General features: G+C 65.7%; 17 protein-coding genes. 6 read left to right on the top strand and 11 right to left on the bottom strand.

Annotated features, from left to right (window positions below):
- The first annotated feature begins 270 nt into the window (after positions 1-270).
- Positions 271-2,091 (top strand): aminopeptidase P family protein, encoded by a 1,821-nt coding sequence (locus tag H0S73_RS09495; RefSeq protein ID WP_181051938.1) that lies wholly within the window; start codon positions 271-273, stop codon positions 2,089-2,091.
- Here H0S73_RS09495 and H0S73_RS09490 read toward each other — a convergent pair.
- From H0S73_RS09490 to H0S73_RS09470, 5 genes are all read right to left on the bottom strand, one after another.
- On the bottom strand, positions 2,088-2,387 hold the full coding sequence (locus tag H0S73_RS09490) for an AzlD family protein (RefSeq protein WP_181051937.1): 300 nt from the start codon (positions 2,385-2,387) through the stop codon (positions 2,088-2,090). The two genes, H0S73_RS09495 and H0S73_RS09490, sit on opposite strands and share 4 nt — an antisense overlap.
- Positions 2,384-3,094, bottom strand: a complete 711-nt coding sequence (locus H0S73_RS09485) for an AzlC family ABC transporter permease (RefSeq protein WP_181051936.1) — start codon at positions 3,092-3,094, stop codon at positions 2,384-2,386. Before H0S73_RS09485 ends, H0S73_RS09490 begins: the two co-directional genes overlap by 4 nt.
- Positions 3,095-3,267: 173 nt before the next feature.
- Complete coding sequence (locus H0S73_RS09480; RefSeq protein WP_181051935.1) at positions 3,268-4,134, bottom strand: AraC family transcriptional regulator; 867 nt, start codon at positions 4,132-4,134, stop codon at positions 3,268-3,270.
- 46 nt (positions 4,135-4,180) lie between these two features.
- Complete coding sequence (ligA, locus tag H0S73_RS09475) at positions 4,181-6,340, bottom strand: NAD-dependent DNA ligase LigA (RefSeq protein WP_181051934.1); 2,160 nt, start codon at positions 6,338-6,340, stop codon at positions 4,181-4,183.
- A gap of 550 nt (positions 6,341-6,890) precedes the next feature.
- Positions 6,891-7,367, bottom strand: a complete 477-nt coding sequence (locus H0S73_RS09470) for a MarR family winged helix-turn-helix transcriptional regulator (RefSeq protein ID WP_181051933.1) — start codon at positions 7,365-7,367, stop codon at positions 6,891-6,893.
- Positions 7,368-7,472: 105 nt separating this feature from the next.
- Between H0S73_RS09470 and H0S73_RS09465 the strand changes: the two genes are divergently transcribed.
- Genes H0S73_RS09465 through H0S73_RS09455 form a run of 3 tightly spaced genes read left to right on the top strand, consistent with a single transcriptional unit; the run spans position 7,473 to position 9,286 of the window.
- Positions 7,473-7,826, top strand: coding sequence for a DUF1428 domain-containing protein (locus tag H0S73_RS09465; protein WP_181051932.1), 354 nt, complete (start codon positions 7,473-7,475; stop codon positions 7,824-7,826).
- 8 nt (positions 7,827-7,834) lie between these two features.
- Positions 7,835-8,611 (top strand): VOC family protein, encoded by a 777-nt coding sequence (locus H0S73_RS09460; RefSeq protein WP_181051931.1) that lies wholly within the window; start codon positions 7,835-7,837, stop codon positions 8,609-8,611.
- Between the two features lie 18 nt (positions 8,612-8,629).
- Entirely contained in the window at positions 8,630-9,286 is a 657-nt protein-coding gene (locus H0S73_RS09455; RefSeq protein ID WP_181051930.1) for a glutathione S-transferase family protein, read from the top strand.
- A 55-nt stretch (positions 9,287-9,341) separates the two neighbouring features.
- Here the strand turns inward: H0S73_RS09455 and H0S73_RS09450 are convergent, their stop codons facing one another.
- A complete protein-coding gene (locus H0S73_RS09450) occupies positions 9,342-10,661 on the bottom strand; it encodes an ATP-binding protein (RefSeq protein ID WP_181051929.1) in 1,320 nt (439 codons plus the stop codon).
- The gene (locus H0S73_RS09445; protein WP_181051928.1) at positions 10,658-11,314 is read right to left on the bottom strand and encodes a response regulator transcription factor; all 657 of its coding nucleotides are present in this window, start codon (positions 11,312-11,314) and stop codon (positions 10,658-10,660) included. The genes H0S73_RS09450 and H0S73_RS09445 overlap by 4 nt, the downstream gene beginning before the upstream one ends.
- A gap of 182 nt (positions 11,315-11,496) precedes the next feature.
- On the opposite strand from H0S73_RS09445, the gene H0S73_RS09440 reads away from it, so the two are divergent.
- Together H0S73_RS09440 and H0S73_RS09435 are read left to right on the top strand one after the other, a co-directional pair.
- Positions 11,497-11,721: a hypothetical protein gene (locus H0S73_RS09440; protein WP_181051927.1), complete on the top strand. Its 225-nt coding sequence runs from the start codon at positions 11,497-11,499 to the stop codon at positions 11,719-11,721.
- Between the two features lie 417 nt (positions 11,722-12,138).
- Entirely contained in the window at positions 12,139-12,582 is a 444-nt protein-coding gene (locus tag H0S73_RS09435; protein ID WP_202049789.1) for an ion channel, read from the top strand.
- 117 nt (positions 12,583-12,699) lie between these two features.
- Here H0S73_RS09435 and recN read toward each other — a convergent pair whose 3' ends face one another.
- The 4 genes from recN to ftsZ all read right to left on the bottom strand — a co-directional run bounded on the left by recN (position 12,700) and on the right by ftsZ (position 18,505).
- Complete coding sequence (recN, locus tag H0S73_RS09430) at positions 12,700-14,376, bottom strand: DNA repair protein RecN (protein WP_181051926.1); 1,677 nt, start codon at positions 14,374-14,376, stop codon at positions 12,700-12,702.
- Positions 14,377-14,388: 12 nt separating this feature from the next.
- Complete coding sequence (locus tag H0S73_RS09425; RefSeq protein ID WP_181051925.1) at positions 14,389-15,285, bottom strand: outer membrane protein assembly factor BamD; 897 nt, start codon at positions 15,283-15,285, stop codon at positions 14,389-14,391.
- A gap of 287 nt (positions 15,286-15,572) precedes the next feature.
- Positions 15,573-16,517, bottom strand: coding sequence for a UDP-3-O-acyl-N-acetylglucosamine deacetylase (gene lpxC, locus H0S73_RS09420; RefSeq protein ID WP_181051924.1), 945 nt, complete (start codon positions 16,515-16,517; stop codon positions 15,573-15,575).
- 293 nt (positions 16,518-16,810) lie between these two features.
- A complete protein-coding gene (gene ftsZ, locus H0S73_RS09415; protein WP_181051923.1) occupies positions 16,811-18,505 on the bottom strand; it encodes a cell division protein FtsZ in 1,695 nt (564 codons plus the stop codon).
- Positions 18,506-18,566 lie beyond the last annotated feature (61 nt).

Raw genomic sequence — 18,566 nt, 5'->3', positions numbered from 1 at the left:
TGACAGGAAGATAAGCTCGCTCCGACTTTAGTTGAAGTCACAGGATCACATGCGGGTCATGCATCCATTGCAGGGCGCCATCATGAAAATTCAATCTCCAGGCGCCCGACGCATATTTCTTAGGCGGGCTGCTGCGGAGTTCAGCGGCATATGTCGCTGATATCGACAGCCGCCATTCCAGACGGTTCGATCCGAAAAGTGGTTTCCCCTTCTGGTCCGATGCTCTAGCGTGGCGCCGTTTCCACGCTCGACTTTCGGTGACCATTTCCCATGGCTCAGTTCCAGTTCTTCGACGACACGACCTCCCCCGCTCAAGGACCGAAGCACATCGCCAAGCTGCGGACCGAGATGGCCCGTCGCGGCTTCGACGGATTCATCGTTCCCCGCGCCGACGAGCATCAGGGCGAGTACGTGCCGAAGAGCGCAGAGCGTCTGTCGTGGCTCACCGGCTTCACAGGTTCGGCCGGCACCGCCGTGATCCTCCAGAACGAGGCAGCCCTGGTGGTTGACGGGCGCTACACGGTCCAGGCCGCCGAGCAGGTGGACACCTCCGTCATCACGCCGGTGCAGCTGGCCGATTTCACTCCGGAGGACTGGATCGCCGATCACCTGCCGCCGGGCGGCATCATGGCCTATGACCCGTGGCTCCATACTAGCGACGGGCTGAAGAAGCTCGAGCAGGCCGTGAGCCGTGCCGGCGGCAAACTCTGCCCGGTCGATCTCAACCTGGTCGACGTGATCTGGATCGACCGCCCGGCCCCGCCGCAGGCGCCCGTCAGGCCGCACCCGCTCGAATATGCGGGCGAGACGGCCACCGAGAAGCTGGAGCGTATCCGCAAGAAGATGGCGGAGGCGAAGCTCGACGCATTGGTCATCTCCGATCCGCACAATCTCGCCTGGGCCTTCAACCTGCGCGGCGGCGACGTGGGACACACGCCCCTGCCGCTTGGCTATGCGGTCCTTCCCAAGGAAGGCCGCGCGAGCCTCTTTTTCGATCCGGCGAAGGTGACGAACGAGGCCGGTGCGGCGGTGGGCGATCTCGCCGATTTCGCTCCCATCGCAACCTTCCAGAGTGCTCTCGACACCCTGGGCGAGACAGGCGGCAAGATCCGCATCGATTCCGCCACCGGCGCGGTCGCCCTGATCCGGCGGATCGAGGCGGCGGGTGGCACGGTCGATGTGGGAGCCGACCCGATCGCCCTGATGAAGGCCGTCAAGAACGAGGCTGAAATCGAGGGCTCCCATGCGGCGCATCTGCGCGACGGCGTGGCGGTCGCCCGCTTTCTTGCGTGGCTCGACCGCGAGGCCCCTTCGGGCAAGCTCACGGAAATCGACGTCGTCGAGTCTCTGGAGGCCTTCCGGGCCGAGACGGGCGCCTTGAAGAACATCTCCTTCCCGAGCATCTCGGGGGCCGGTCCCAATGCCGCCCTGCCCCATTACCGCGTCACGAGTTCGAGCAACCGCACCCTCGAGCCGAACCAGATCTTCCTGATCGATTCCGGCGCGCAATACGAGGACGGTACGACCGATATCACCCGCACCATTATCGTGGGGAAGCCGACGGACGAGATGAAGGACCGCTTCACCCGCGTTCTCAAGGGCCATATCGCCATCGCGCAGGCCGTGTTCCCGAAAGGCACGACGGGCGCACAGATCGACGCCTTCGCGCGCAAGCCGTTGTGGGACGCCGGCCTCGATTTCGACCACGGCACGGGCCACGGCATCGGCAGCTATCTTTCGGTGCACGAAGGACCGCAGCGCATCGCCAAGACAGGGCATACGCCGCTCGAGGTGGGCATGATGCTCTCCAACGAGCCGGGCTTCTACAAGCCGGGCGCTTACGGCATCCGCATCGAGAACCTGATCCTCGTGGAACCGCGCAGCATCCCCGGTGGCGACCGGGAAATGATGGGCTTCGAGACGCTGACCTTCACGCCCATCGATCTGCGCCTCGTCGAACCCGCCCTGATGACGGCCGACGAGATCGCGTGGCTCGACGCCTATCACGCGGCAGTGCGCGAAAAAATCGGCCCGAAGCTCGATGCCGAGACGCGCACATGGCTGGAGAACGCCACGCGGGCGATCGGTTAAAGCACGCTCCGCAGCGCCACGACGGACACTACGCCGACTGCGACCGTTCCGAGCAGCGGCAGCCTGAAGGCCGCCACCGCCGTGATGGCGGCCGCAAGGGCTTCCGCCCAGCCGGTCGTGAGCGCCGTCGGGGCGATGACGGCGACCAGCACGGCCGGGGGAATGGCGTCGAAGGCGGCCTTGGCGCGGCCGGTGAGCACGAGGCGGTCGGCCACGAACAGGCCCGCGATGCGGGTGAAATAGGTCACGACCGCCATGGCCAGGATGGCGAGCAGGGTCGTCGTATCCAGCGTCATGAGCGCGCCTCCTCGGGAGCGGCCAGATAGGCGGCGGCGATACCCGCCAATGCGCCCGAGGCCACATGCCAGGGCGCACCGATGAAGTGATGAACGAGGGCCGCGACACCGGCGCTGACGCCCACGGTGACCAGCGTCACCCGGCTGCGCCCGAAGCCTGCCACGAGGCCGATGAACAGGGCCGTGAAGGCGAAGTCGGCGCCGATGCGCGCCGGGTCGCCGAGGAACGAGCCGAGGACGGCCCCGAGGCTGGAGAAGAATGTCCAGTTGGCCCACAGGGCAATGCCCATGGCGGCCCAATAGGCCCCCGTCACCGGACGGTCCAGGGCCCGGCGCTCGGACAGAGCCCAGGCCTCGTCCGTCAGGAAGAAGAAGGACAGGAACGTCTGGACCCGCGACATCTGCACCTTGGGCGCCAGGGACGCTCCCATCAGCACATGGCGCGCATTGATCAGCAGCGTCGCGAAGGCCAGCGTCAAGATCGGCGCGGGGTGGATCCAGGTCTCGATGGCGGCGAACTGGGCCCCGCCGGCGAACACCAGGGCCGACATGAATGTGACCTCCAGCGGCGACAGCCCCTTGGCCGAGGCCACCGCGCCGAAGAGCAGGCTGATGGGAATCGCCGCTACGACCACCGGGGCGATGTCGCGAAGGCCCGCCCGGATTTCGCGGCGGTAATCTGCGGTGAAGGGGTTCGGTTGATCCATGGCATGCTCGTTTTCCGCACCTTATGGGCGCTCGATGCGGAGCCGTCTTGGATGAAAGTGCTGTGCTAGAGCCTCGAACCCAAAAGTGGATTTGCACTTTTGGGTTCGAGGCTCCACTCGTTGAAGAACGCATCGTCCGGGTCGGAAAACCGGATCCACTTTTCCGCACGATGCTAGGCCGCGCGGTAGGCCCCAGGCGTCACGCCCATGCGGGCCTTGAAGATGCGGTTGAGATGGCTCTGGTCGAAAAACCCGCAGGCCGCCGCCACGTCGCCCGGGGCCTGCCCCTGGCTCAGCAGTTTCGTGGCCGCGCGGAAGCGCCGGTCGAGCAGGTAGGCATGGGGCGTCAGTCCCGTTTCCTTGGCGAAGGCGCGGATGAAATGGCTGCGGGACAGCCCGGCCATGGTGGCGAGATCGGCCAGGTCTGCCTCCTCGCTCATATGGGCGTCGAGATAGTCCCGCGCCCGCAGGATGCCCTTCGAGCCGTAGCGCAGGGTCGGCAGGGCATCGAGATCGGCCCAGCGGGCGATCAGGCGGCTCAGGAAATCGATGAGCCGGGTGTCCTGTTCCATCTCGGAGGACCAGCTTTCGTCCCGGCAGAGGCAGGCATGGAGCCGGACCTGGGCCTGAAACAAGGCGGGATCGTTGATCACCGAACGCGGGAACCAGGGCGGGCGGGAGAGCGGACGCCCTGCCACGTCCTCGGCGATCTCCTGCATCAGCTCCGGCGAGGGATAGAACGTCCGGTACTCGAACCCACCGCCATAGGGCTCGCCGTCATGGATCTCGTCCGGGCAGACGACGGCGACGCAGCCCGCCGGTACATAATGCTGCTCGCCGCGATGAAAGAAGGTCTCGCAGCCCGCCAGAACCGCCGCGATGGCATAGGTGTCGTGGCTGTGCCGGGCATAGGCGTGACGCCGGAAGGTCGCGCGCAGGCAGTCGAGGCCGCGATAGCGCGGCACACGCCAGAAATGCGTCACGTCACCCGCTCCGACCAGTTCCGGATCGAGCGAGACCTCGGGGGCGATCACCGTCATGGGGCCACCATGCCACACCCTCCCGTCCAAGTCTTGGACGGGAGTCTCACTTTCGCCCGACGAGGGCGAACCAGCCGTCCTCGTCCATGACCTGGAGGCCGAGCTCGGCCGCCTTGGCGAGCTTGGAACCGGCGCCCGGCCCCGCCACCACGATGTCCGTCTTCTTCGACACCGAGCCGGCCACCTTGGCCCCGAGCCGTTCGGCCATGGCCTTCGCCTCCTCGCGGGTCATCTGCTCGAGCGAGCCCGTGAACACGACGGTCTTGCCTGCCACGGGCGAGTTCGCGGCAGCGGGCGCTTCCATCGCCTCGACCGTAACCTCGGCGAGGAGCGCGTCGAGCATCTCCTCGTTGTGCTGTTCCTTGAAGAACTCGACGATGGCTTCCGCCACCACCGGCCCGATGCCGCCGATGGCGGTCAACTCCGCGTGGGCCTCCGACGCGGGATCGGCGGCCGCCTTCGCGGTTTCGCGCAGGTGCTCGAAAGTGCCGAAATGGCGCGCGAGCAGCCGCGCCGATGTCTCGCCGACATGCGGAATGCCGAGGGCGAAGATGAGGCGGTTCAGGGCGATCGAGCGGCGTGCCTCGATGGCGGCGAAGAGATTCCTCGCGCTCGTCTCGCCCCACCCTTCCCGGTTCTCCAGGCGCTTGAGGCTCCGTGCATTGCGCGCCTGCAGGGTGAAGATGTCCTGCGGGCGCTGGACGAGACCTTCCTCGTAGAATTCGTCGATGCGCTGCTCTCCCATGCCCTCGATGTCGAAGGCGTTGCGCGACACGAAATGCTTCAGGCGCTCGCGGGCCTGGGCCGGGCAGATGAGGCCGCCGGTGCAGCGGCGCACCGCATCCTCCTTGCCCGTGCGCGGATTGACCTCGCGCACCGCGTGGCTGCCGCAGGCCGGACATGTGGTCGGAAATTCATAAGGCTTCGCATCGGCGGGCCTCTTCTCCAGCACCACGTCGAGCACCTTCGGGATCACGTCGCCGGCCCGGTTGATGATCACCGTGTCGCCGATGCGGATGTCGACGCCATTGCGGATCTTCTCGCCGTTGCCGCCGATGCCCTTGATGTAATCCTCATTGTGCAGGGTCGCGTTGGACACGACGACGCCGCCCACGGTGACGGGCTTCAGGCGCGCGATGGGATTGAGCGAGCCGGTGCGGCCGACATTGATCTCGATGCCTTCCAGCACCGTGACGGCTTTCTGCGCCGGGAATTTGTGCGCGAGCGCCCAGCGCGGCGAGCGCGACACGAAGCCGAGGCGCTGCTGGAGGTTCAGGTCGTCGACCTTGTAGACGACGCCGTCGATGTCGTAGCCGAGATTGGCGCGATCGGTCTCGATGGCGTGATAATGCTCCAGCATCTCCGCGACGCTCGTGCAGCGGCGGGTGAGCGGATTGACCTTGAGTCCGAAGCTCCGGAAGCACTCCATCATGCCGTGTTGCGTATCCGCCGGCATCTCGCTCACGTCGCCCCAGGCATAGGCGAAGAAGCGCAAGGGGCGCGAGGCGGTGATCGAGGAATCGAGCTGGCGCAGGCTGCCCGCCGCCGCATTGCGCGGATTGGCGAAGAGCGCCTTTCCGGCGGCCTCCTGGCGCGCGTTGATGGCGGCGAAATCCTCGTGCGAGAGATACACCTCGCCGCGAACCTCCAAGGTCTCGGGAACGCTCGATCCTTTAAGCCGGTGCGGGATGTCGCCCACCGTGCGAGCGTTGTTGGTCACGTCCTCGCCCACCGCGCCGTCGCCTCGGGTCGCGGCGGACACGAGCCTGCCGCCCTCATAGCGCAGGCTCAAGGACAGGCCGTCGATCTTCGGCTCGGCCGTGAAGGCGAGCGGCGCATCGGCCTTCCATTGCAGGAAGCGGCGAATGCGCTCGACGAATTCCTCCACCTCCTCGTCGGCGAAGCCGTTGGCGAGCGAGAGCATCGGCACGCGGTGGCGGATCTTCCCGAACTTCTCCGACACCTTGGAGCCGACCTTCTGGGTCAGGCTCTCAGGGGTCTTCAGCTCGGGGAACTGGTCCTCCAGCGCCTCGTAGCGCTTGCGCAGGGCGTCGTACTCGGCATCCGAGACGCTCGGCGCATCCTCTTCGTAATAGCGCCTGTCATGCTCCCTGATTTCGGCACCGAGCCTCTCGTGCTCGATCCGCGCCTCGTCGGGCGTCAGGTGGTCGACGGGTGTCTCGGAGGATGTGCTGCGTGGGGGCATGGTCGAATCGTGTTTGAGGGTGCTTGAACCATAGCGCTCTGAAAAAGACTCTCCAGGGCCCGCGCCGCCATTCGCCCCTCTCGTCCACGGTCATCTCCGCGCAGGTGGGGATCGGGAACTGTTGGACTCCGGGCGGAAGGCCGCTGGCGTGACGACGCGGTCTGCCTCGTCGGTCATGACGCCGCGGGTGTGGTAGCGCTTGTCAAAATTCCAGCACCTTTGGGCCCGCAGCTTGCGCTGCGAGCCTTTCGGGTTCGAGGGTGGCGCGTCGGGCAGCCCGGCTCGCTCTCTAGGGGTGAATGTGAGAGCCGAACTGCTCGTCACGCACGGTTCTTTTCAGGTGGACCAGCTGGGGAGCCCCCAAGGTCGACCTCCCGCGACCACAGGCGTGCGAGGCCTGCGGCGGGACCGTGCCTGCTCTCACTCTTGCGACGCCTCGCGAGCGCGCCCCTCGTCAGAGCAGATCTAGAGCAACGATATAGCCAAGGTTATTCGCCCTGTCAAGAACAAAGTGAGAACATAACATCGCTTCTCGCACCCTGCCCTCTTCTCACGCCGAAGCCGAAGCCGTCGGCTTCGCTTTCGAAAGGCCCGTCAGCGCGCCGCGCAGGTCGTCGGGTTCGAGGCCTGCCATTCCGGCCTCGATGGCGCCGTGGAGGTCGCGCCAGATCGGGATGGCGGAAGCGAGGATTCTCCGGCCTTTCCCGGTGAGGCTCAGGAGGCGGTTGCGGCGGTCGTCGGGGTCCTTGGCGATGGCCACCAGGCCGTCGCGCTCCAGCGGTTTCAGGGCGGCGGTCAGGGTGGTCCGGTCCATGGCGAGAAGTTGCGCCACCGGAGCGATGGAGGGCGGCGCGGGACGGTTGAGAGCGTTGAGCAGGGAGAACTGCCCGGACGTGAGCCCCACCGGCCGCAGCGCCTCGTCGAACAGGCGCGACAGGGTGCGGGCGGCGCGCTGGACATGCAGGCACAGGCAGGTGTCGCGCACCAGATGGGTTGTCTCGTAGGGAACGTCTCGGGGGTTTGACATGGTCTAATTATGTTGATATCAACTTAAATTGTCAAGAAGAACGGGCACGCCAAGCGCTGCGATCGAGCCCGCCCGACCTGAAACACCCCCCAAGGGAGATACCCGATGAAGTATGTCGATGGCTTCGTGCTTGCCGTGCCGGCGGACAAGAAGGACGAATACCGCAAGCTCTCCGCCGAGGCCGCGCCCCTGTTCAAGGAATTCGGCGCGACCCGCATGGTCGAGTGCTGGGGCGACGACGTGCCGAACGGCAAGGTCACGGATTTCCGCCGCGCCGTGGACGCCAAGGACAATGAGACCGTGGTGTTCAGCTGGATCGAGTATCCATCGAAGGACGTCCGGGATGTGGCCAACCAGAAAATGATGAGCGATCCGCGCATGCAGGCCATGGGCGAGATGATGCCCTTCGATGGCAAGCGCATGATCTTCGGCGGCTTCATGCCGATCCTCGACGTCTGAGGTGCGTCATGGCCAATCATCACGGCGACTTCCTCTGGTATGAACTCCTGACGAGCGATGCCGACGCGGCCGCGCATTTCTACGGCGCGGTGATCGGATGGCAGACCCGGGCGGCGGAAGGCTCCGATCGCGATTACAGGATCTTCGGAATCGACAACGAGGACGTCGGCGGGCTGATGGCCCTGCCGGCGAGCGCCGAACGTGCGGGCATGCGCCCCACATGGCTCGGCTATGTGGCGGTCGACGACGTCGACGCGACGGCGGACGCAATCGTCAGGGCGGGCGGCAAGCAGCACATGCCGCCCGCCGACATTCCCGGCGTGGGACGCTTCGCGATGCTCGCGGATCCGCAGGGCGTCACCTTCTACGTGATGCGCGGTGCAAGGGACGGGACGAGCACGGCCTTCGACCAAAGCCAGTTCGCCCATTGCAACTGGAACGAACTCGCCACCTCGGACCCGGCGGCGGCGCTCGCGTTCTACAAGGCCCAGTTCGGCTGGGAGAAGGGCGACGCGATGCCGATGGGCGAGATGGGCGAATACAGGTTCATCAACCATCGCGGACAGACCATCGGCGCCGTGATGAGGCGCGTGCCCGACGGCCCTCCTCCGGCCTGGACCTTCTACTTCAGCGTCGAGGACATCGATGTTGCCGCGAAGGCCGTAACGGGCAACGGCGGCACCATCCATTACGGACCGGCCGAAGTGCCGGGCAGCGTCTTCATCATCGTCGCCAGCGATCCGCAGGGGGCCATGTTCGGCCTCGTCGGCCCGCGCAAGGCGTGAATCTCGGGAGGATTTCCCATGAATATCCATGTTTCGGCCTTCCGGTGGGTGCCGCCCTTCGCGCAGGGCTATGTCCGTGATCTGCGCGTGCGATGGGCTCTCGAGGAAGCGGGGCTTCCCTATGAGGCGACGCTGATCGACCCGGACGTCCAGGCCTCGGAGGCCTACCGGGAATGGCAGCCTTTCGGCCAGGTGCCCGCCTTCAGGGACGACGCGGTCGAGATCTTCGAATCCGGAGCGATCGTGCTGTATCTCGCCGCGCGATCCGAGGCCCTCGCCCCTGCCGACGAGGCAGGCCGCGCCCGGATGATGACCTGGGTGATCTCCGCCCTGAACTCGATCGAGCCGTTCGTGCAGAACCTGGTGCAGCTCGATGTCTTCCATGCCGGCGAGGCATGGACGGTGGAACGCCGACCGCAGGCCGAGGCCATGCTGTGCAAGCACCTCGCCGCCCTCGGGGCATGGCTGGGCGAGCGGGAGTTTCTCGAAGACCGCTTCACGGCCGGCGACCTGATGATGACCATGGTCCTGCGCGAGCTTGCCAATACGGGACTGCTGGAGCGCTATGCCAATCTGGGAGCCTATGTGCGCCGATGCACCGACCGCCCCGCCTTCCGGCGGGCCCTGGAGGCCCAGTTGAAGCCCTTCCGGGAGAACGAACCGACGGCGATCTAAGCATCGGACGCAAAAGTGGGAACCGGTTTTGCGTGAAAGGATGCGATGCAAATGCCTAGGACATCGCGAAGGCGGGCAGATCGACCTTTGCGATGAGGCCGCCGCGATCAGGCCTGTTGCTGAGCGAAAGGCGCCCTCCGGCTCGGAACGCGAGGGCCTTGACGATGGAAAGACCGAGGCCCGTTCCTTCCTGATCGTGAGTTCCCCGTACGAAGGGATCGCACACCCGTTCGAGCAGCTCGTCGGGAAGCCCGGGACCGGTATCGGCGATCTCGACCTGCACCCGCTCCGCCGCACCATGCGCCGTGACGACGATCCGCCCGCCTGGAGGCGTGTAGCGGATGGCGTTGTCGAGAAGGTTGGAGAAGATCGTCTCGAGATCGTGCCGCTCGGCGCGCACCTGCACCCTCGGCAAAGGCCCGAACGCGAGTGCGATGGACTTGCTTTCGGCCAGTGGCGCGACGCCGCGCGCAGCCTCCTGCAGGATATCGGCCAGCTCCACCGGCTGCGGAATCTGCTCCGGCAAGGGTGCCTCGGCCCGCGCCAGGGCGAGGAGCTGGCTCGTCAGAGCCGACATCCGCCGGAACCCGAGATCCATGTCGTCGAGAACTTCGGCCGCCGCCGCAGGGTTGGCGACATGACGCAGATTGCTCGCCTGGATCCGAAGGGCCGTGAGAGGCGTGCGCAGCTGGTGAGCCGCGTTGGAGACGAAGCGCCGCTGCGATGCGAGCATGTCCGCGACCCGCTCGAGCGCCTTGTTCATCGCCTGGATCAGCGGGACGATTTCGTCCGGCACCTCCGATAGGGCGAGCTGCCGCGTGCTGTCCGGTTGACGGGCCATGAGCTGGCGAGCCAGCTCGTCGACCGGAGCGAGGATCCGGCCCACGAGCCAGCGCACCAGCAGGGCCGATATGGGAATGAGGAGCAGCGTTGTGACGATCGCGGGCAACGCTGCCATCAGGGCGAGGCCCCGGCGGACGCTCGTTCTTTGAGAAACCTGGATGGTGCCGTCGTCCAACACCCAGGTGTAGCTGCGCCACTGCCCGCTGGGCGTATGGACATTGGCGAATCCGGTTTCCTCCTGGCGCGGCAGGTCGAGCCCCGACGGAAAGGATTTGAGCAGACGCCCGTCGGTATCCCATGCCTGGACCACGAGCATGTCGTCGGCATCGAGGGGCGGCGCGGGCATCTGCGCCAGGTCGTCCACGGAGCTGACCACATTGAACGCGATCTCCCGCATCTGATTGTCGAGGAGACTGTCCGGGTCCTGCTGGGCCGCCATGTAGGCCCCCAGGCCTCCGAGCAGTCCGACGAGGATCAGCAAGGCGGTGAACCAGACCGTGAGGCGCTTGCGGAGCGAATTGCGGTGCTTCATCTCATCACCATCCACCCGACGCCCCGGACGTTGCGGATGATCTCGTTGCCGAATTTGCGGCGGATGTAGTGGATCAGCACGTCCACCGCGTTGCTTTCGACCTCCTCGCCCCAGCCGTAGAGCGCATCTTCGAGCTGCTGGCGCGACAGGATCGTTCCCGGCCGTTCGAGCAGGGCCTGCAGGAGGGCGAATTCCCGCGCCGGAAGAAGCTGCGTGGCGCCCTTGTAGGTGACCTCGTGGGCCGCGAGATCGAGGACGATCTCGGAGGAGCTGATCTGCGATGTCGCATGCCCCGCATGGCGGCGGATGACCGCACGCATCCGCGCCGCAAGCTCGTCGAAGTCGAAGGGCTTCACGATGAAATCGTCCGCCCCGAGATCCAGGCCGGCCACGCGGGTCTCGATGTCGTCGCGCGCCGTGACGATCAGCACCGGCGTCGCATCCTTGCCGCCGCGCATCTCCTTCAGCACGTCCAGGCCGGCCTTGTCGGGCAAGCCGAGATCGAGCAGGACGATGGCATAGCGGCTCGTGCTCAGGGCGGCGAGCGCGTCGTCTCCCGTCCGCGCCCAGTCGACCGCGGCTCCCGATCCCTCGAAAGCCCGTGTCAGACTGCGTCCGATCAAGGGATCGTCTTCAATCAGCAGAACCCGCATGATGACCGATCTCGATGCGGAACGAGTTCAATCCGCCGGGCGGCGAAAGGCAATCACGCAATTTGCCGCTTGAGGCGGCCCGCGGAGAGGCAGGACGCTCCGGCCCTCATTCTCCCCTAATTCAAGCGCCGTAGGATCCATGACAGGTACCCGCAGGTACTGCCATTGAATGGAGAAGATCCATGAAACATCTGCTGATTGCCGTGTCGACCCTGGCTTTCCTCGCCGGCGCCCCGCTGGCCGCACAGGCGGCGACATCGTCGACGACCCATCCCAAGCACTCCACCGTCCGGCATCATACGGCGTCGAAGAAGAGCCATATGAACCAGGCGAAGAACAAAGTCTCGTGCCCGGCCGGATCGACCAACCCGGCCTGCCATCCGTCATCGACGGGCTCGGTCCGCTAGAACCGGTGGTTCGCCTACGAGCGCATCGCGAGGCCCCAGGCGATGCGCCGGTCGGCGGCATCGGGCTGATCCCGAGGGCGGCAAGCGCCTGCGGCGCCCGATGCTTCAAAGCATGTTTCGGCGAAAGGGACCCGGTTCGCCGGACGATGCGCGAAGGAAAAGTGAGCGTTGCTCACGCGTAGCCGAAAACGTCACCAGTCTCGTTCCTCCGCTGGTGTACGCATGGTGCTCCCTGAAGCCTCCCTCTTCGGGGGCACCCTTTTTCAGTGCTCACCCGTGAGGATATAAACCCCGTTACTGGCTAGAACTGTTGCCGCTTGCGTGGAATCATCTCTGCTCTTTGCCGGGTCGCATGATTTTGACGGTGAGCCGGATCCACGTCGCCGAAGAAGGCTCAAACCTCCGTGGGCAATCGTCATGGAAACAATGATTGCCACGATCGCCCTGACGTTCACTCCCCTGATGCTGACCGTCGTCGTCCATTACGAAGCGCTCAGCGGTCTCTCGAGGATATTGCAGAAGTCGACGATCCAATCGCGCCCGAAGGTTCTCGTCGTGGTGTTCGGCGTCATCACGGCGCATTTCACGGAAATCACCATTTATGCGCTGACATACTGGATCGCCGATGCAGGCCTGAACATCGGCGATTTCGGCGGCAACAGGGCCGTCAATTTCGCCGATTACCTGTTCTTTTCAGCGGAAACCTTCAGTACGCTCGGCATCGGGGACATCTTCCCACTCGGGATGATGCGCCTGATCGCCAGCCTTGAATCCCTGAACGGCATCGTTCTCATCGGATGGTCGACGTCGTTCACGTATCTGACCATGTCCCATTACTGGGCGGGCAATTCACTCGAATGAAACGAGGCAGGCTGCGAGCATCTTCGCTCGCAAAACCGGTGTCCACTTCTGCGTCCGATGCTTTGGTCTTGCGCATCTTTCCACGCAAAACCGGTGTCCACTTTTGCGTCCGATGCTTTAACGCGTTGCCGCTTCGAGCAGCCGCGCGGCGGCCGCGCGAGCTTCCTCGGTGATGGTCGCGCCGGCGAGCATCCGGGCGATCTCCTCGCGGCGTGGCGTGGCTTCGAGCGGGATCACGCGGGTCGCGACCCGGTCCTCGGCGCCGCGCACGCCCTCCTTGGCGATGAGGAAATGGCTGCCGGCCTTTGCCGCGACCTGCGGCGCATGGGTCACGGCCATGACCTGCACCTTGCCTGCGAGACGCGCGAGGCGTTGGCCGATGGCATCCGCCACCGCGCCGCCGACGCCGGTGTCGATCTCGTCGAAGACCAGGGTCGGGGCCGAACCCTTGTCGGCTAGGACGACCTTGAGGGCCAGCATGAAGCGGGACAATTCGCCTCCGGAAGCCACCTTCATCAGGGGGCCCGGACGGGTGCCGGGATTTGTCTGCGCCCAGAACTCGACGCGCTCGAAACCGCTGGGATCGCGGCTGGTCTCGTCGATTTGGATGTCCGTGATGAACCGGGCCCGCTCCAGCTTGAGAGGCGGCAACTCCGCCTGAACGGCGGTATCGAGCGCCTGCGCGGCCTTCTTCCGGCCCGAGGAGAGCGCCTTCGCGGCCTTCACATAGGCCGCGTCGGCTTCCTTGAGGGCCTTCTCCAGGCCGCCGAGCTGCTCCTCACCGGCATCGATGGCGGCGACATCGTCCTCGAAACGCGTCCGCAGGGCTGCGAGCTCATCCGCCGGAACGTCGTATTTGCGGGCAGCGGCGCGCAAGGCAAAGAGGCGTTCCTCCGTCTGCTCCAGCTCGCGCGGGTCGTATTCGGTGGCGCGGATGGCCTCCTCCAGGGCTTCCCTCGCCTCGTCGATGGCGACGAGCGCAGCATCCAGGGCCTTGACGCTGGGCTCCACGAGCGACGGCGCCTGGGCCCCGCGGCGCTCCAGCTTGCGCACGGCCGCCGAGAGTTCGCTGACCGGGGACGTGTTGCCGGCGACGACCTCATAGGCTTCATTGAGGTCCTGGGCCACCTTCTCCGACTGCATCATGACGCCCCGGCGCCCGGCGAGCGTCTCCTCCTCCCCGGCCAATGGATTGAGCTTTGTCAGCTCCTCCACCGCGTGGCGCAGGAAATCAGCCTCCTTGCGGGCCTTCTCGATCCGGTTGCGGTGCTCGTGCAAGGCATGCCGCGCTTCGCGAACCCGCCGCGAGGCATCGCCCACGGCCTGGATTTCATCCGACAGGCCCCCGAAGGCATCGAGGATCGCCCGGTGCGTGGCCGGATCGACCAGGGCGCGGTCGTCGTGCTGGCCGTGGATCTCGACCAGGGTCGCGCCGATGGCCTTGAGCACCTGCACGCTGACGGGCTGGTCGTTGACGAAGGCGCGTGTGCGCCCGTCCGCCACCTGGACCCTGCGCAGGATCAGGTCGCCCTCGACGTCGATATCCGCATCGGCCGCGATGCGGCGGGCCGGATGATCGAGGGGGCAGTCGAAGACGGCCGTCACCTGGCCCTGGGCTTCGCCATGGCGCACGAGAGAGCCGTCGCCGCGGCCGCCGAGGGCCAGGGCGAAGGCATCGAGCAGGATGGATTTGCCTGCGCCCGTCTCGCCCGTGAGGACGCTCAGCCCCTCATGGAAGTGCAGCTCAAGCCTGTCGATGAGGACGATATCGCGGATCGTCAGCTGGATGAGCATGGAGGGTGAGGCTTAGCCCGTACGCTGACTGACCTGCGGAACGCCACGGAAGGCCTTGCTGATCCAGGACTGGGAATCCTCGCGCGGCTCGACGCCGCCCTTGGTCAGCAGAGCATGGGCGTCCTTGTACCAAGGACTGTCAGGGAAGTTGTGACCGAGAACGGCTGCGGCGGTCTGCGCCTCGTTGACGATGCCCATGGCCATGTAGGCTTCGGTGAGGCGCTCGAGCGCCTCTTCCACGTGGCGGGTCGTCTGGTAGCGCGAGACCACGGTGCGGAAGCGGTTGATGGCGCCCGCGTAGTTGCGCTTCTGGAGGTAGAAGCGGCCGACTTCAAGCTCCTTGCCGGCGAGCTGATCGCTGGCGACCTGGAGCTTCTTCTTGGCATCGGCCACGTATTCTGAACTCGGGTAGCGCTGGATCAGCTCCTGCAGCGCCAGGATGGCGCGCTCGGACTTCTCCTGATCGCGGGTGATGTCCGGGATCTGGTCGTAATAGGACGACGCCATCAGGTACTGGGCGTAGGCCGCATCCGACGTGTTGGGATAGCTCTGCAGATAGCGCCTGGAAGCGGTGATCGATTCCTCGTAGAAGCCGCCCTCGTAATTGGCATAGGCCTCCATGATCAGCCCCTTACGGGACCATTCGGAATAGGGATACTGCTTGTCGAGGCTGCCGAACTTCTTCACGGCGCCGTCGAAATCGCCCTTCTGCACCCGGGCAAGACCGTCGTTGTAGATCTCTTCCGCAGGAGCGTTCGCCACGATCTCGGGCTTGTAGGTTTCGCCCTTGTCGAACGGGTTCAGCGACGAAAGGGATTCGCAGCCCGCGAGCCCCAGGGCGCAAACGCCGAGGATCAGGGCGCGGGCCGACGCGCCTTTCATACCTGAATAAGCCTTCGCGAACGACATGCCTCGCGGTCCTCCAAAAATCGTGCCCGATGTTTTAACGGTGCACCAGGGTTCTTTAGCCCAAGCATGGGGCCAGAGCCAAGCCCATACATGAGGGTTTACCCAATAGGAATTAAGAAAGCCTGCATGAAATCATGCGGCCAATGGGCGCTTGGATATTCGGCCAGGGCGGGAGCCGCCTTGGCGCCTGAGATTATTCTTCAGGCCGGCGGCCGAGCGGTGCTCCAGCCGGAGGAGGAAGCATCGAGCGACGTCGAAAGGCGAAAGTCCCGTTCCGGGACCGCCGCTCAGTGCATCTCGGGGGAGAGAACGGAAGCCGCCACGCTGCCGAGATCGGCATAGGCCGGCTCGCGGCGGGGAACGGCGTCCACGATCGCGTAGTTGGAGCGGTTCGAGAACAGGGCCTCGAGCACCGAGAAATTCATGCGATGGCCGCCGCAATAGGACCGGTAGGTGCCGAGCAGGGGCAACCCAGCGAGGGACAGATCGCCGACCGCGTCGAGCAGCTTGTGGCGGACGAACTCGTCCGAGTAGCGCAGGCCCTCGGGGTTCATGACGCCGTCGTCGCCGATGGCGACCGTATTCTCCAGGGAGGCGCCGAGGGCGAAGCCGGCGCTCCAGAGCTTCTCCACGTCGCGCATGAAGCCGAAGGTGCGGGCGCGGGAGATTTCACGGCGGAAGACGGAGGGCGAAAGATCGACGACCTTGCGCTGGCGGCCGATCACCGGAGTGGGGAAATCGATCTCCACGTCCAGGCGGAACGCGCGGTCGTTGGGAAGAAGCTCGGCGAAGGCCTTGCCCTGTGTGATGCGGACCGGCTTGAGAACCTTGAGATAACGGCGGGTGGCGCTTTGAACCGCGACGCCGACCTGGTCGATGGCGTCGATGAAGGGAGCCGAGCTGCCGTCCAGGATCGGAACTTCCGGCCCGTCGATCTCGACGAGGACGTTGTCGATCCCGAGGCCGGACAGGGCCGCCATCAGGTGCTCGATCGTGGCCACCGCGCCCGTGTCGCGATCACCGATCACGGTGCAGAGCTCGGTTGCGGTCACCGCCAGGTGGCGGGCGTCGATCAGCCGATCCAGGCCGCCGGCCAAGCCGGTGCGCAGGAAAGCAATACCATGGTTCGCTTCAGCCGGGTGAAGGATCATCTTCACTTCATCCCCGGAATGAACTCCGGTTCCAACGAGGGTCACGGCAGCGCGAAGCGTGGTTTGCTGGCTTTGCTTCATTAGTCCTGAACCTCAACTACCCTTGTCGCCAAACTGAGCCGATTTCGCCGGGGAAGGTGCAGTTGCTGCTTGTGACTTCCGACCGGCAGGCTTCTCATTAGCGCTGCCCCTTAAAACGTTGAGGCACATTAGTCCTCCGGTCAGGCTAGGCCAAATCACGCTTTCTTACTTTGTGTTACAATTTGGATAACTCTCAACCCGTTGAAATTAATGGATTTTTAATGAATAAGGCCCCCAGCCGGATCCGGCTGGGGGCCTTTCTGTAACAGCTCTTACAGGCCTGTCAGGTCAAATCAGTTGGCCTGACGACGCAGGAAGGCGGGAATCTCCAGCTGGTCGTCTTCCGAGTGCCCCCGGGGCGCCGGCGCCATCGGAGCCTGCTGGGGACGCTGCGCCTGGGCCGGCATAGGCCGACGGGCGTACTCGGCGTGGACCGACGACATGGCCTGGCGCGGCGCTTCCTGGCGCGGCTCGGCGGGAGCGTGCTGGGCCTCCTCGCGGCGGCCGAAGCCGATGGTCGCGAGGCGCTGGATCAGCGACGGCTTATGCTCGTGGGAGGGCTCCTCCCCACGGCTGGCGCGGATCTGATTCTGCGCCGGCATCGGCAGCTCGTCGATTCGCGGCATCCGGGCCGGACGCATGGCGCGTTCCGCCTGCGGCGGGATGAAGGCGCCCTGGTCCATCGGCTCCTCGTAGACCGGGGCCTGCGGGGCCGGAGCCTCGTAGGCGACCGCCTGACGGGGCTGGGCCGGCGTGAGGACCACGTCGTCGCGAATCATGGGCTGCGGCGCGGGCTCGAGCGGCTGGGCGGCGATGGGCGCCGGAGCCGGGGTCGAAGCCATGACGGGCGTGCCCTGGTTCAGGATCGGAGCCGCCTTCACCGGTTCGGCTTGGGCGGCGGAGCGAAAGGTCGGCGTGGCCTGGGGGGTGGTGGCGCGGGCCCGGGCCTCGGCGCGCAGGCGCTCGGCCACCTCGGAGATGCGCTGCTCGGTGGCGGTCAGGTCGCCGCCGTTCTCCAGCATGGCATGGTCGATGCCGGTCGCCACGACGGACACGCGGATGATGCCTTCCAGGCTCTCGTCGAAGGTCGCGCCGAGGATGATGTTGGCATCCTGGTCCACTTCCTCGCGGATGCGGGTCGCGGCTTCGTCGAGTTCATAGAGGGTGAGGTCGTTGCCGCCCGTGATCGAGATCAGCAGGCCGCGCGCGCCCTTCATCGACACGTCGTCGAGGAGCGGGTTGGCGATGGCCGCCTCGGCCGCCCGGATGGCGCGCTTCTCGCCGGAAGCCTCGCCCGTGCCCATCATGGCCTTGCCCATGCCGCGCATGACGGAGCGCACGTCGGCGAAGTCGAGGTTGATGAGGCCTTCCTTCACCATCAGGTCGGTGATGCAGGCGACGCCGGAATAGAGCACCTGGTCGGCCATGGCGAAGGCATCCGCGAAGGTCGTCTTCTCGGTGGCGACGCGGAACAGGTTCTGGTTCGGGATCACGATGAGCGTGTCCACCGCCTGCTGCAGCTCGTTGATGCCGGCCTCGGCCAGACGCATGCGGCGCACGCCTTCGAACTGGAACGGCTTCGTGACGACGCCGACAGTCAGTATACCGAGCTCGCGGGCCGCCCGTGCCACGACGGGAGCAGCGCCCGTGCCGGTGCCGCCGCCCATGCCGGCGGTGATGAACACCATGTGCGAGCCGGCGAGCTGATCGCGGATCTCGTCGATCACCTCTTCGGCGGCCGCGCGGCCCACTTCCGGCTGCGAGCCGGCGCCGAGGCCTTCCGTCACCTGAATGCCCATCTGGACCACGCGCTGCGCCTTGGACGAGGCCAGTGCCTGCGCGTCGGTGTTCGACACCACGAACTCGACGCCCTCCAGACCGGATTCAATCATGTTGTTCACGGCATTGCCGCCGGCACCGCCGACGCCGAAAACCGTGATGTGCGGCCTGAGTTCCCGGATATCCGGAGCTTGCTGATTGATAGCCATGACCTGTGCCTCTTCTGGCCTTGTACTGATGAGCGTTTGGCGGACGCTGACCCTTGTTAAC

This window comes from Microvirga mediterraneensis (assembly GCF_013520865.1).
Classification (GTDB): Bacteria; Pseudomonadota; Alphaproteobacteria; order Rhizobiales; family Beijerinckiaceae; genus Microvirga; species Microvirga mediterraneensis.
This window is presented reverse-complemented; position numbering and strand designations above follow the sequence as displayed.

What these genes read in the sequence shown, in the direction of transcription:
- H0S73_RS09465 (WP_181051932.1), top strand. Translation starts at nt 7,473, where the DNA reads ATGAAGTATGTCGATGGCTTCGTGCTTGCCGTGCCGGCGGACAAGAAG.
- H0S73_RS09455 (WP_181051930.1), top strand. Translation starts at nt 8,630, where the DNA reads ATGAATATCCATGTTTCGGCCTTCCGGTGGGTGCCGCCCTTCGCGCAG.
- H0S73_RS09445 (WP_181051928.1), bottom strand. Translation starts at nt 11,314, where the DNA reads ATGCGGGTTCTGCTGATTGAAGACGATCCCTTGATCGGACGCAGTCTG.
- H0S73_RS09495 (WP_181051938.1), top strand. Translation starts at nt 271, where the DNA reads ATGGCTCAGTTCCAGTTCTTCGACGACACGACCTCCCCCGCTCAAGGA.
- lpxC (WP_181051924.1), bottom strand. Translation starts at nt 16,517, where the DNA reads ATGAAGCAAAGCCAGCAAACCACGCTTCGCGCTGCCGTGACCCTCGTT.
- H0S73_RS09460 (WP_181051931.1), top strand. Translation starts at nt 7,835, where the DNA reads ATGGCCAATCATCACGGCGACTTCCTCTGGTATGAACTCCTGACGAGC.
- H0S73_RS09425 (WP_181051925.1), bottom strand. Translation starts at nt 15,285, where the DNA reads ATGTCGTTCGCGAAGGCTTATTCAGGTATGAAAGGCGCGTCGGCCCGC.
- ligA (WP_181051934.1), bottom strand. Translation starts at nt 6,340, where the DNA reads ATGCCCCCACGCAGCACATCCTCCGAGACACCCGTCGACCACCTGACG.
- H0S73_RS09470 (WP_181051933.1), bottom strand. Translation starts at nt 7,367, where the DNA reads ATGTCAAACCCCCGAGACGTTCCCTACGAGACAACCCATCTGGTGCGC.
- H0S73_RS09480 (WP_181051935.1), bottom strand. Translation starts at nt 4,134, where the DNA reads ATGACGGTGATCGCCCCCGAGGTCTCGCTCGATCCGGAACTGGTCGGA.
- H0S73_RS09440 (WP_181051927.1), top strand. Translation starts at nt 11,497, where the DNA reads ATGAAACATCTGCTGATTGCCGTGTCGACCCTGGCTTTCCTCGCCGGC.
- H0S73_RS09490 (WP_181051937.1), bottom strand. Translation starts at nt 2,387, where the DNA reads ATGACGCTGGATACGACGACCCTGCTCGCCATCCTGGCCATGGCGGTC.
- H0S73_RS09485 (WP_181051936.1), bottom strand. Translation starts at nt 3,094, where the DNA reads ATGGATCAACCGAACCCCTTCACCGCAGATTACCGCCGCGAAATCCGG.
- ftsZ (WP_181051923.1), bottom strand. Translation starts at nt 18,505, where the DNA reads ATGGCTATCAATCAGCAAGCTCCGGATATCCGGGAACTCAGGCCGCAC.
- recN (WP_181051926.1), bottom strand. Translation starts at nt 14,376, where the DNA reads ATGCTCATCCAGCTGACGATCCGCGATATCGTCCTCATCGACAGGCTT.
- H0S73_RS09450 (WP_181051929.1), bottom strand. Translation starts at nt 10,661, where the DNA reads ATGAAGCACCGCAATTCGCTCCGCAAGCGCCTCACGGTCTGGTTCACC.
- H0S73_RS09435 (WP_202049789.1), top strand. Translation starts at nt 12,139, where the DNA reads ATGGAAACAATGATTGCCACGATCGCCCTGACGTTCACTCCCCTGATG.